Here is a 12,175-nt window from a genome sequence, read left to right on the forward strand (position 1 = left end):
GGTGAACACAACCTTACGGGACCATCCGGAGCAGGGCAAATCCGTTAGGCGGTGAGCTCCTGGTGCAGCGCCTCGCTCAGCCGGGCCGCCCGCTCGGCGACCTCCGCCGGGCCCAGCTCCACCGCGCGGTCGCACCAGCGACGCCCCTCGGTGAGCTCGCCCCGGCGCGCCGCGAGCAGCGCGAGCCGCAGCGCCGCGCGGCCGTGGCCGGCCCTGGCCGCGCGGGTCCACCAGAGGGCGGCCTCCCGCTCACTGCCCTCGCGGGCGAGCAGCAGCCCGAGGTTGAAGGCTCCGTTGCGGCTGCCCGCCTCGGCGGCCTCGCGGTACCAGCGGTCGGCCTCGGCCAGGTCGCCGCGCCCGGCGGCGAGCATCCCGACCCGCACCTGGGCGCGCCGGTGGCCCTGCTGCGCGGCCCGCTCGTACCACTCCTCGCACTCGGACTTCTCCTCTCGGGGCGCCCCGAGCACGGCGGGGCTGGGCTCGGGGCGGCGCGCGTCGAGCACCGAGGCGAGCCGGAAGGCGGCCTCTGCGCTGCCGCCGCCGGCCGCGCAGCGCAGGTGCCGCTCGGCGGTCTGCTCGTCGCCGTCCCGCAGGGCGGCGATGCCGACCTGGAGGGCGGCCTCGGTGTGTCCGGCGGCCGCGGCCCGCTCGTACCAGACGAGGGCCGTGCGGTCGTCGTCGCGCCCGGCGTGCAGGATGCCCAGGTTGAAGGCGGCGTCGACGCTGCCGGCCTCGGCCGCCTTGGAGAACCAGGGCTCGGCACCGTTGGCGTCGCCGGCCTGGAGGAGCAGCACGGCGAGCGCGTTGGCGGCCTCACGGTGGCCGGCGTAGGCGGCGCGCCGGTACCACTGCTCGGCCTGCGGGATGCGGTCCTGGGCGGCACAGAGCAGCCCGAGGTTGTAGGCGCCGTTCACGTCGCCGGCGTCCATGGCGGCCCGGTACCAGCGCTCGGCGGTCTGCTGCTCGCCGCGGGCGGCGTGCAGGGCGCCGAGGGCGTTGGCGGCGTTGCCGTCGCCGTCCTGGGCGGCGCGCAGCCACCACACGGCGGCGCTCTCCTCGTCGCCCGCGTCGCGGAGCAGGAAGCCGAGGGCGCAGGCGGCCTTCGCCTCGCCCTCCTTGGCGGAGCTGAGGTACCAGCGGCCCGCCTCCTTGAGCTCGCCGCGGTGCTCCAGGATCGCGCCCAGGTGGAGCGCGGCGCGCCGGTGGCCGCGCGCGGCGGCCTGCCGGAACCACTGCTCGGCCTCGGCGGCCTCTCCCGTGCGCTCGCCGGCGGGCTGCCCGGGTACGGCGGTGCCGGTCACGGCCGCGCCGGAGGGCACGACGGCCCTGGTGCCGGGGGCCCGGAGCCGGGTGCCGGTCTCGTGCGGGCCGCGGGTGGTCTCGGTGACGCGGCGCTCCAGGGCGAGGGCGAGGCGGTACGCGGCCTCGCGGTGGCCCTGCTCGGCGGCGGCGCGCAGCCAGCGCTCGGCGCCGACGTCGCTGCGGTGCTCCAGGAGGTCGGCGAGGGCGTACGCGCCGAGGGCGTGGCCCTGCTCGGCGGCCTGGCGCAGCCAGTACTCGGCGGCCGGCTCGTCGCCGCGCTCGCGGTGGTGGCGGCCGAGGGCGTGGGCGGCAGGTGCGGAGCCCGCGACGGCGGCGACGCGCCACCAGCCGGCGGCCTCGTCGGGGTAGCCGCGCTGGTGCAGCAGGACGCCGAGGTTGTTGGCCGCGGCCCGGTCCCCCTCGGCGGTGGCGCCGCGCAGGTAGGGCTCGGCGCCGTCGAGGTCGCCGCGGCGCAGCAGCAGCGCGCCGAGCGCGCTCATCGAGGCGAGGTCGCCGTGCTCGGCGGCCCGCCGGTGCCGGGCCTCGGTCTCGGTCTCGGTCTCGGCGTCGGTGTCGGCGTCTGCGGTGGTGTCGACGGCCGCATCGACGGCCCCCACTGCCTCGATGATCTCGTCTGCGGCGTTTCTGGCGTGCCGCTGCACAAACCGCCCTGTCTCCAACAGAGTTGCCCTGTCCCCCATAAATACCATCGTCGCACCACCCGCAACCCGAGCACACCTGGTATACCGCAGCCAGTGAGGTCACTCAGCGTTTTGTCGACATGCCCACAGAGAGACAAGTCAAACACGACTCACGCCAACTCGCCCCTTCCCTACCGCCCTTCGGCACCCCCCGGCACGCCGACACACGACAAGGGCCCGGATCCTTATGGATCCGAGCCCTTGTCCTGAGTAGCGGGGACAGGATTTGAACCTGCGACCTCTGGGTTATGAGCCCAGCGAGCTACCGAGCTGCTCCACCCCGCGTCGGTGAACCAACAGTATCACGACGCGGGGACGGAAAACCTCAGGTCAGCCGCCTGACCCGGGCGTCTTGAGCTTCGCTCCGGCGTCCGCGGCCCGCTGGAGCGCCGCCTGGAGGTCCTCCTGGGCCTTGCCGTACGCGGTCCAGTCGCCCTTCTGCAGAGCGGCCTGGCCGGCGTCGTACGCCTTCTGGGCGTCGGCGATGGCCTGCTGGAGGGCCGCGTCGTTCGAGGCCGGCGGCTGGGTCGTGCCGGGCGGCTTCGTGGTACCCGGCGGGGTCGTCGGCGCGGTGGGCGCCTCCACCCCGAAGACCGCGTTGAGCGCCTCGGTGAGGGTGTCCTCGAACACCGTGGTGTCCTTGGTGGTGTCGCCCGCCGGCTGGTCCGCGTCCACGTACGACACCGCGACCTTCTTCAGGAGCGGGTAGAGCGCGTTGCGTCCCTGGGCGTACACCGGCTCCACGTACAGGAACCCGCCGTCGAGCGGCACGGTCAGCAGGTTGCCGTACTGGATGTCGGAGTCGGCGCCCTTCATGTCCCGGACGAAGGTGGCGACCGAGGGCAGACCGTTGAGCTTGCTCTGCACCTGGGCCGGGCCCGGCACGTCCGAGGTGACCCGCAGCAGTCTCAGCCGGCCGTACTCCTTGCTGGTGGCGTCGGCGTCGACCGCCATGAAGGCGCCCAGGTTGGGCCGCCCGTTCGGCGTGAACGTCGTCGTCAGCGAGAAGCGCTGCGCCGTGTCCCCGGGCATCTTCATGCTCAGGTAGTACGGCGGGACCGCGTTGCCGTCCTTGTTGGTCGGGTCGTCCGGCACCTGCCAGGCGTCCGAACCGCTGTAGAACTGCGCGGGGTCGGTGACGTGGTAGCGGGTCAGCAGCTCGCGCTGGACCTTGAACATGTCCTGCGGGTAGCGCAGGTGCGCGAGCAGGTCGCCCTTGATCTCGGACTTCGGCTCGACGGTGCCCGGGAAGGCCTTCATCCAGGTCTTCAGGACCGGGTCCTGGGTGTCCCACTCGTAGAGCTTCACCGTGCCGTCGTAGGCGTCGACGGTGGCCTTCACCGAGTTGCGGATGTAGTTGACCTGGTTCTGCTGGGCGACGACCGTGCGCTGCTGGTTGCCGACGGTCAGCGAGTCGGCCGTGGTGTCGCCGAGCGTGGTGCGCGAGGCGTACGGGTAGCCGTTGGTCGTGGTGTAGGCGTCGACGATCCACTGGATCCGGCCGTCGACGACCGCCGGGTAGGCGTCGCCGTCGATGGTCAGCCAGGGCGCGACGGCCTCGACGCGCTCCTTGGGCGTGCGGTTGTAGAGGATCCGCGAGCCGTCGCCGATGGCCCCCGAGTAGAGGATCTGCGGCTCGCTGAAGGCCACCGCGTACGCGGCGCGGTTGAAGGTGTTGGAGAGGCTGACGCCGCTCTTCTCCTTGTAGCTGGTGGTCTTCTCGCCGGTCTCCTCGTAGTCCAGCTCCTTCTGCGGGCCGCCCACGATCGAGTACTGGTCGGTCTTCTCGCCGTAGTAGATCCGCTGCTGGTACGTGCCGAGCGTGCCGGTCGTCGGCAGTCCGGACTCGGTGAAGACCGGGGAGCCGTTGGCGTCCGTCTGCGTGCCCGAGGCCAGGATCGCGCCGTAGCCGTGGGTGTAGGTGAAGTGGTCGTTGATCCAGTTCCGCTTCGGGATGCCCTTGATGTTGAGCTCCCGCAGGCCGACGACGGTGTCCTTGCCGGCGTAGCGGTCGACGTCCAGGGTCGTCGGGAACTGGTAGTACTTCCGCTTCTGCTCCAGCTGCTGGAACGTCGGCGACACGATGTTCGGGTCGAGGAGGCGGTAGCTGGCCGCCGTGTCGGCGTCCGCCCGCAGCGTGTCCTTGGCCTTGACCGTCGACTTGCCCGAGTAGTTCTCGGCCTTCGTCCCGTCGATCGCGTACGCCTTGCGGGTCGCGTCGATGTTCTTCTGGATGTACGGCGCTTCCTTGGCCTGCTCGTTCGGCTGGACCTGGAACTTCTGCACGATGGCCGGGTACAGGCCGCCGATCAGGATCGCGGAGAGCACCATCAGGCCGAAGCCGATCACCGGCAGCTGCCAGGTGCGGCGCCAGAGCGTCGCGAAGAACAGCAGCGCGCAGATGACGGCGATGCAGAACAGGATGGTCTTCGCCGGCAGGTACGCGTTGGCGTCGACGTACCGCAGGCCCGTCCAGTTGCCGGTGGCCTTGAAGTCACTGGACTTCACCGCCAGGCCGTACCGGTCGAGCCAGTACGCGACGGCCTTGAGCGCGACGAAGAGGCCGAGCAGCACCGAGAGGTGGCCGGTGGCCGCCGCGGTGGCACGCGCGCCCGGGCTGGTGATCCGCAGCCCGCCGTACAGGTAGTGCGTGATCGCCGCGGCGATCAGCGACAGGACGACGGCGGCGAAGCCGAACGCGAGGAGGAAGCGGTACCAGGGCAGGTCGAAGGCGTAGAACGACACGTCGAGGTCGAACTGCGGGTCCTTCTGGCCGAACTCCACGCCGTTGACCCACATGAGCCAGGTGCGCCACTGACCGGACGCGGAGGCGCCGGCGATCAGGGCCACCAGGGCGGTGACCGCGAGCAGCACCCACTTCTTGAAGGGCGCCAGACCCATCCGGTACCGGTCGAGGCTCTGCTGCTCCAGGGACATCGCGCTGAGCGGCGGCCGCAGCCGGTACGCCAGCCAGATGTTGAAGCCGACGGCGATCCCCATCAGCAGACCGAAGACCGCGAAGAGACCGATCTTGGTCCACAGGGTGGTGGTGAACACGGACGAGTAGTGGACCGAGCGGTACCAGAGCCAGTCCGTCCAGAACCCGGCGAACATCACGAACGCCATGGCCAGAACGGCCAGCACCCCGAGTGTCATGAGCAGGGTGCGGGCCCGCCGGGACGGCCGGCCGACTCTCATCCTTGGCCCGGACGGGCCTTGGCCGCGGTCCGGCATCTGGAAAGCCAACGTGCGCCCCTCGATGTTGATGCGTCTGAAAGCGTTTGATGCGTCTGCAAGCAGGCCCCGCGATCGTAGAGCCCACTGATGCAACTTACTGAGGCTTTACCTAGTTCCCGACTTCCGGGGAAGAGGAGGCAGGATATTGGTCATGTCCAACGTTTCCCCCTCCGGCCCGGCGATGGCCGCGAGCCCCCTCACCCGCGCAGTGCTCGAGATCGACGAGTACGCGTCGGGCCTCGGCTGGGACCAGCCCGCCCGCCTGTTCGCCCTGGTCGACACCGCTCGGCTGCGCGCCCAGGAGCCCAAGCTCGCCTCCCAGCTCGGCCTGGGCGACGACGCCACCGCCTACACCCCGATCGAGCAGGACAAGCTGCCGCGCGGCAAGGCCCTCGACGAGTTCCTCGGCACGATCGCCTGGCCCGACGCCGTGGCCGGCTGCGCCCTGACCGTGGAGCGGCTCATGCTGCCCCCGTCGGCCGAGGCCCAGGTCCCGCAGGGCCTGAACGAGAAGCAGCTCGCCAAGTGGGTCGCCGGGCACCCGGACCGCCAGGAGGTCCGGATGACCGTGGCCGTGCTGCGGGACGGCACCCGCGAGGCGGCGATCCGGCTGCGCGAGAAGGACTCCCCGACCGAGGTGCTGACCGGCCCCGACCTGGTGCCGGGCCTCGCCGAGGCGCTGGCGGCGACCTTCGAGAGCTGAGAGCCCGTACGTACGGGAAAGGGGCGCCGGGTCGTGTCGACCGGGCGCCCCTTTCCGTACCTCTGGCTCTTCGAGCTAGCTCTTCGAGCAGCTCGGCAGCGACTTCACGTCGCCCTTGCGGATCTTCTCCAGCGACTTCGTGGCGTCGTCGATCGTGTTCACCTTGATCAGGGTGAGCCCGGCGGGCGTGTCCGCGGCGGCCGACTCGCAGTTGTCGGCCGGGGTGAGGAAGTACTCGGCGCCCGCGTTCCGCGCGCCGACCAGCTTCATCTCGATGCCGCCGATCGGGCCGACCTGGCCCTTGTCGTCGATGGTGCCGGTGCCCGCGATGAACCGGCCGTCGGTGAGGCTCTCCGGGGTGAGCTTGTCGACGATGCCGAGGGCGAACATCAGACCGGCGCTGGGGCCGCCGACGTCGGCCAGCTTGATGTCGATCGTGAACGGGAAGACGTGGTCGGTGCCGGCCTGGATGCCCACGACGGCCCGGTCGCCCTCCTCGGAGGTGGTGGTCCTGATGACCACCTTCCGGGTGACGGTGGGCTCCTTGTGGGCCTTCTCGGCGGCCGCCGCCTCCTTGGCGGGGACGATCGTGAACTCGACGTCCTGGCCCGGCTTCCGCTTCGTCACCTGCTTGGCGACGTCGGCCTGCTCCTTGACCGGCACGCCGTCGACGGCCTTGATGACGTCCCCGGCGTGCAGCTTGCCCTCGGCCGGGGCGCCCTTGACGACGGTGGCGACGACGACCCGGGCCACCACCGGGATGCCCAGCTCCTTGAGGGCCGCCACCTTGGCGCTCTCCTGGGACTGGCTGAACTCCTCGGCGTTCTCCTGGCTCGACTGCTCCTCGGTCTTGCCGTCCGGGTAGAGCGTGTCGTGCGGCACCACCACGTTGTCGTGGGCCAGCCATCCGTAGACGGCCTCGACGGCGTTCATCTTGTAGTCCGCGCTGGTGACGCGGACCGTCGTCATGTTGAGGTGACCGTCGGTCGGGTAGGTCTTGCGACCGGAGATCTGCAGGACCGGTTCTCCCTTGACCTCACCGAGGGTGTTGACCGTGGGGCCCGGGCTCATCTCCGCGTACGGCACCGGGATCAGGACGCCCGCGATGAGCAGACAGATCAGGACCAGGGTGGAGGCGAGCATCGTCGCGGTGCGGCGTGGCATGGAACGACAGTACGGGACTCGCCTGTGGGTGCACCCCTGGGGCGGTCCGTACGAGGCGGCTCCGCGTCAGCCGGACGGCGAGGTGGTGACGGCCGAGGCCGTCGCGGCCGGTTCGCGCTCGGGCCGAACGGAATCGGCGGTCGTGATGTGGGACCGCTCCATGGCGTCCCGGAAGCGTGCGTAGCCGGCGAGTTCCGCCACGTCACCTATGGTCTTGTTCCTCGAAGCCCAGCTTCCCCATATCGCCGCGCCGACGACTGCGAAAAGCGGAATCAGCAACCAGGCCAGCGCTGCCATCCCGACCTCCCATCCCCAGTGAGTTGATCAGCAGACTGTGTCATCTGTGGGATCAACGCTCGCGCCTGGGGGGCGGTTACGCAAATCGGGCGTTCGACTACGCCCTGTCGGCGCGTCGCCTTGCCACCCCTAGCAGGCGCCGACCCACTCTTCGGTGCCGTCCGAGAACGTCTGGTGCTTCCAGATCGGGACCTCGTGCTTGAGGTCGTCGATCAGCTTCCGGCAGGCCTCGAAGGCCTCGCCTCGGTGGGGGCAGGACACGGCGACGACCACCGCGATGTCGCCGACGCGCAGGTCGCCGACGCGGTGGACGGCGGCCAGGGCGCGGACCGGGTAGTTCGCGACGACCTTCTCGGCGACGCGGCGCAGCTCCGCCTCGGCGGTCGGGTGGCAGGAGTAGCCCAGGGCGTCGACGTCCGCGCCGCCGTCGTGGTTGCGGACGGTGCCGACGAAGAGGGTCGTGCCGCCGGAGGCGTCGTCTCCGACGGCCCGGAAGACCTCGTCGACCGAGAGCGGGGTGTCACGGATCGCGAGCAGCTTGATCGGGTCGTCCGCTGCCTGCTCGCCGGGGTGGTCGTACGTCTGCGCCATGCGCCCATGGTGCCGTACGGCTCCGACATCCGGTAAGGGACCTTTCGACCTGTGGACGAGACCCTCCGTAGGAGGGTCCTACAAGCCGTCCGCTACAGCCCCCGCCGCTTCCGCATCTGCCGGACCAGGGCCGCCGTGCCGAGCAGCGCCACCGTCGCGCCGGCCGCTCCGGCCGCCGTCGCGTCCTTGCGGCCCAGGCGGCGGCCGGCGACCGTGTGACGGCCCTCGACCTCCTCCAGGAGCGCGGCGAGGACCTCCTCGTTCGTCCACCTGGGGCGCCAGCCGGCATCGTGCAGCCGTCCGACGCTCACCACCCAGGGGTGCATGGTGTAGGCGAGGTCGCCCGCCGGGGACGGGGTGAGCCCGATCCGGTGGAGGCGGGCCGCGGTGCCGAGCGCGACCGCGGAGGGCAGCTCCATGCGCCGGATCCCGGAGAGCTCCTCGACCTCCTCCTGTTCGAGCCAGCCCTCGCAGCCGACCGCGAACTCCCCGTCGACCTTCTCCAGGGCCGCGTACTCCAGGGCGCTGACCAGGTCCTCGACGTGGCAGAACTGCCAGGTGGGCCGGGAGCCTGCGACGACGAGCAGCCGGGGCGACTCGAAGTAGCGGGTCAGCGCCGTGTCCGTACCGCCGACGAGGACGGCGGGGCGGACCACGGTGACGTTCAGGCCGGGGTGGGCGCGGGGGGCGCGGCGGCCCAGGCGCTCGATCTCCAGCATGTCGCCGACGCCGGTGGCCTCCGCCGTCGCCCTGAGCTCGGCGTCCTCGGAGAGCGGGATGTCGTTGTCGGGCAGGGCGCCGTAGACCATCGCGGAGGTGCAGAGCACCACGCGGTGGACCCCGGCCGCGGCGGCGGCGGTCAGCACGGTCTGCGTGCCGCGCACGTTGTAGGCCGTCCGGGCGGCGGGGTCGGTCTCCAGGTCGAGGTCGACGGCGAGGTGCACGACGACGTCCGCGCCGCGCAGCTTCTCGGCGATGGCCGGGTCGCGCACGTCGAGGATGTGCCACTGCGCCTCCTCGACCTCGCCCCGGCGCTCGTCGATGGCGATGACCCGCTTGATCTCGTCGGAGGCGGCGAGGCGTCTGGTCAGCAGGTCACCGACACCGGAAGCGGCGCCGGTGACCGCGACGACGGGTCCGCGCACGGCGGACCGGGTTGAGTGGTTTCGCGCTCCGCGAACCTGTGGATCTGGGGAACTCACCGGGCGTCTCCAGCGGTTGTCTTCAGTACGTACGCGCATGACGCGTACGGACCAGGTGGCGTCCATCCTGCCGCAGGGCACGGCCCGGCGGAGCACCGAGCCCATTTCCGGCCCGGATGTCTACGCTGGTGGTGTGCGGGGCCTGTCCTACAGGCCCTGGTCGGGCAGTCGCCGTCGGCAGGAGGCCGGCGGCCCTACGAGCCGAGGAAACCTGTGAGTGACACCCCATTCGGATTCGGCCTTCCGCCGGAGGAGCCGGAGAACGGCGACGAGGGCAAGAAGAAGGACCCCGCCGGAGGTGGCCAGGGGTCTGGCGGCAACCCGTTCGGTGCGAACCCGTTCGGCTTCGGCGGGCTGCCCGGCATGGGCGGTGCCGGCGGCGCGGACAATCCGTTCGCCGCGATGTTCGGCTCCCTGAACCCCAACGATCTGGGCGCGGCCTTCCAGCAGCTCGGGCAGATGCTGAGCTACGAGGGCGGTCCCGTGAACTGGGACATGGCCAAGCAGATCGCGCGCCAGGTGGTGGCCCAGGGCACCGCCGACGGCACGAAGGACGCGAGCGTGGGTCCGGCCGAGAAGTCCGCGGTCGAGGAGGCCGTGCGGCTGGCCGACCTGTGGCTCGACCAGGTCACCTCGCTGCCCTCCGGCGCGGGCACGGCCGTGGCGTGGAGCCGCGCGGAGTGGGTCGAGGCGACGCTGCCGGCGTGGCAGCAGCTGGTGGACCCGGTCGCCGAGCGGGTCGGCTCGGCGATGGGCGACGTCCTGCCGCAGGAGATGCAGGCCATGGCCGGGCCGCTGATCGGCATGATGCGCTCCATGGGCGGCGCCATGTTCGGCCAGCAGATCGGGCAGGCCGTGGGCGCGCTCGCCGGTGAGGTCGTCGGCTCGACGGACGTCGGCCTGCCGCTCGGCCCGGCCGGGCGTGCCGCGCTGCTGCCGCTGAACATCGCGGCCTTCGGCAAGGACCTGGGCGTCCCCTCGGACGAGGTGCGGCTCTACCTGGCCCTGCGCGAGGCCGCGCACCAGCGCCTCTTCGCGCACGTGCCGTGGCTGCGGGCGCACCTCTTCGGTGCGGTCGAGGGATACGCGCGCGGGATCAAGGTCGACACCTCGAAGCTGGAGGAGGCCGTCGGTCAGCTCGACCCGACGCACCCGGAGCAGCTGCAGGAGGCACTCCAGCAGGGCATGTTCCAGCCGGAGGACACCCCGGAGCAGAAGGCGGCCCTGGCCCGTCTGGAGACGGCGCTCGCGCTGGTCGAGGGCTGGGTGGACGCGGTGGTCCACGAGGCCGCCAAGTCCCGGCTGACCTCGGCGGACGCGCTGCGCGAGACGCTGCGCCGGCGCCGGGCCTCGGGCGGTCCCGCCGAGCAGACCTTCGCGACGCTGATCGGTCTCGAGCTGCGTCCGCGGCGGCTGCGGGACGCGGCGCGCCTGTGGGCCTCGCTCACCGACGCGCGCGGGGTCGACGGCCGGGACGGTCTGTGGGAGCACCCGGACATGCTGCCGACGGCGACGGACCTGGACGACCCCGACGGCTTCGTGCACCGGGAGCACCTGGACTTCTCCGAGCTGGACAAGATGCTCGGCGAGGCCGCCAAGGGCGAGAGCACCGAGGACGGGGACGACGAGAAGTGAGCCTGTACGACGACGCGGTCCGCGTCCTGAAGGGGTACGAGGACCAGCCGGAGCTGCGCGATGTCTACCTGGCGCATCTCGCCGAGCACCCGGACGGCATGTACAAGCCGTGCGAGGCGGGCCATCTGACCTCCAGCGCGCTGGTGATCGACCCTGCGCGGGGGCGGGTGCTGCTCACCCTGCACAAGAAGCTGGGCATGTGGCTCCAGATGGGCGGCCACTGCGAGGCGGGCGATCCGACGGTGGAGGCGGCGGCGCTGCGCGAGGCGGCCGAGGAGTCCGGCATCGCCACGGGTCTCACCCTGCTGCCGGGCGGCCCGGTGCGCCTCGACCGGCATCCGATCCCGGCGCCGTGCCACTGGCACCTGGACGTGCAGTACGCGGCGCTCGCCCCGGCGGACGCGGTGGCGGAGATCAGTGACGAGTCGCTGGACCTGCGCTGGTTCGCGTACGAGGACGTGGCGGACGTGGCCGACACGTCGGTGGTGGAACTGCTGAAGGGCACGCTGGCGCGGCTGGCGTGAGCACGTGTGAGGGGCGGTCTCCGGTGGAGACCGCCCCTCGTTCGCGTGTGCTCAGTTCCAGGCGTTGTTCTGGTTCTGGGCGTGGGCGCCGTGCTGGCCGGCGCCGAACTGGGCGGCGATGCCCTGGCCGATGGCCGCGTGCTGCGGGGGCATGACCTCGCTCGGCTGGACGAGCGCGAAGCCCTGGCCGAGGAAGCTGAGCTCCCAGCCCTCGCCCGTGTCGCCACGGCGGCGGCGGACGCTGGAGTTGGTCGTCTGCGCCTGCATCTGGACGCGCAGCCCGGTGGACCAGGCGACGATCGCGTCGGCGTCGACGCTGACGTACTTCTCGGGCGTGACCTGCATCATCAGCGGCTGCCCCGAGGTCATCAGGGCGACCTTGCCGCGGCCGGAGATGTTGAGCTGGTACTTGCCGGAGCCGGAGATGCCGTACTGGCTGTCGACGGCGATGACCTCGGTGTGGAGGGTCGAGTCGAGCGCCAGGACGTAGGCGCTGTCGACGGTCAGGCCGTCCTGCTCGACCTCCACGATGTGGACGTGCTGGGCGAGGTTGGCGAAGTAGACCGTGCCCTGGCCGGAGCAGCGCATGAGGTCCAGGCCCTCGCCGGTGCGGGCCTGGGCCCGGCGCTGGCTCGGGGTCTTGTACTCGCCGTCGAAGTCGACGAGTCCCTGGTACGCGACCATGGCGCCCTTGCGGGCGAGGACGTCGTCCTGCCCGGTGAGGCTGACCCGCAGGAGCTGCGGGTTCTGGATGACGTACCGCTCCTGGCTCTGCTGTTCGGCGTGGTTGAAAAGCGGGCTCTGCATGGTGTGTTCTCG

Annotated in this window: 10 protein-coding genes and 1 tRNA gene; 3 read left to right on the forward strand and 8 right to left on the reverse strand. The window is 71.5% G+C overall.

What is annotated here, in order from left to right:
* Nucleotides 1-44 precede the first annotated feature (44 nt).
* The 3 genes from ACFYX3_RS00935 to ACFYX3_RS00945 form a co-directional block, all read right to left on the reverse strand.
* A complete protein-coding gene (locus ACFYX3_RS00935; RefSeq protein ID WP_389006864.1) occupies nucleotides 45-2,012 on the reverse strand; it encodes a tetratricopeptide repeat protein in 1,968 nt (655 codons plus the stop codon).
* Between the two features lie 202 nt (nucleotides 2,013-2,214).
* Nucleotides 2,215-2,288 (reverse strand) — tRNA-Met (locus ACFYX3_RS00940).
* A 45-nt stretch (nucleotides 2,289-2,333) separates the two neighbouring features.
* On the reverse strand, nucleotides 2,334-5,237 hold the full coding sequence (locus tag ACFYX3_RS00945) for a UPF0182 family protein (protein ID WP_389008048.1): 2,904 nt from the start codon (nucleotides 5,235-5,237) through the stop codon (nucleotides 2,334-2,336).
* A gap of 154 nt (nucleotides 5,238-5,391) precedes the next feature.
* Between ACFYX3_RS00945 and ACFYX3_RS00950 the strand changes: the two genes are divergently transcribed.
* Nucleotides 5,392-5,943 carry a PPA1309 family protein gene (locus ACFYX3_RS00950; protein ID WP_389006867.1) on the forward strand — a complete coding sequence of 184 codons (552 nt, stop codon included), beginning with the start codon at nucleotides 5,392-5,394 and terminating at the stop codon, nucleotides 5,941-5,943.
* A 75-nt stretch (nucleotides 5,944-6,018) separates the two neighbouring features.
* On the opposite strand, the gene ACFYX3_RS00955 is transcribed toward ACFYX3_RS00950, so the two are convergent.
* The 4 genes from ACFYX3_RS00955 to ACFYX3_RS00970 form a co-directional block, all read right to left on the reverse strand.
* Nucleotides 6,019-7,107 (reverse strand): PDZ domain-containing protein, encoded by a 1,089-nt coding sequence (locus tag ACFYX3_RS00955; protein ID WP_389006870.1) that lies wholly within the window; start codon nucleotides 7,105-7,107, stop codon nucleotides 6,019-6,021.
* A gap of 66 nt (nucleotides 7,108-7,173) precedes the next feature.
* Entirely contained in the window at nucleotides 7,174-7,308 is a 135-nt protein-coding gene (locus ACFYX3_RS00960; protein WP_389008127.1) for a hypothetical protein, read from the reverse strand.
* Nucleotides 7,309-7,533: 225 nt separating this feature from the next.
* The gene (locus tag ACFYX3_RS00965) at nucleotides 7,534-7,995 is read right to left on the reverse strand and encodes a molybdenum cofactor biosynthesis protein MoaE (RefSeq protein ID WP_352028161.1); all 462 of its coding nucleotides are present in this window, start codon (nucleotides 7,993-7,995) and stop codon (nucleotides 7,534-7,536) included.
* A gap of 92 nt (nucleotides 7,996-8,087) precedes the next feature.
* The gene (locus tag ACFYX3_RS00970; protein ID WP_116158958.1) at nucleotides 8,088-9,197 is read right to left on the reverse strand and encodes an SDR family oxidoreductase; all 1,110 of its coding nucleotides are present in this window, start codon (nucleotides 9,195-9,197) and stop codon (nucleotides 8,088-8,090) included.
* A gap of 213 nt (nucleotides 9,198-9,410) precedes the next feature.
* Between ACFYX3_RS00970 and ACFYX3_RS00975 the strand changes: the two genes are divergently transcribed.
* Together ACFYX3_RS00975 and ACFYX3_RS00980 are read left to right on the forward strand one after the other, a co-directional pair.
* The gene (locus ACFYX3_RS00975; RefSeq protein ID WP_382660863.1) at nucleotides 9,411-10,832 is read left to right on the forward strand and encodes a zinc-dependent metalloprotease; all 1,422 of its coding nucleotides are present in this window, start codon (nucleotides 9,411-9,413) and stop codon (nucleotides 10,830-10,832) included.
* Complete coding sequence (locus ACFYX3_RS00980) at nucleotides 10,829-11,356, forward strand: NUDIX hydrolase (protein ID WP_376593824.1); 528 nt, start codon at nucleotides 10,829-10,831, stop codon at nucleotides 11,354-11,356. The genes ACFYX3_RS00975 and ACFYX3_RS00980 overlap by 4 nt, the downstream gene beginning before the upstream one ends.
* 51 nt (nucleotides 11,357-11,407) lie before the next feature.
* Here ACFYX3_RS00980 and ACFYX3_RS00985 read toward each other — a convergent pair whose 3' ends face one another.
* Nucleotides 11,408-12,163, reverse strand: a complete 756-nt coding sequence (locus ACFYX3_RS00985) for an AIM24 family protein (RefSeq protein ID WP_382660861.1) — start codon at nucleotides 12,161-12,163, stop codon at nucleotides 11,408-11,410.
* Nucleotides 12,164-12,175: the final 12 nt, after the last annotated feature.

The sequence above is a fragment of the Streptomyces sp. NPDC002463 genome (genome assembly GCF_042889835.1).
GTDB lineage: Bacteria > Actinomycetota > Actinomycetes > Streptomycetales > Streptomycetaceae > Streptomyces > Streptomyces nymphaeiformis.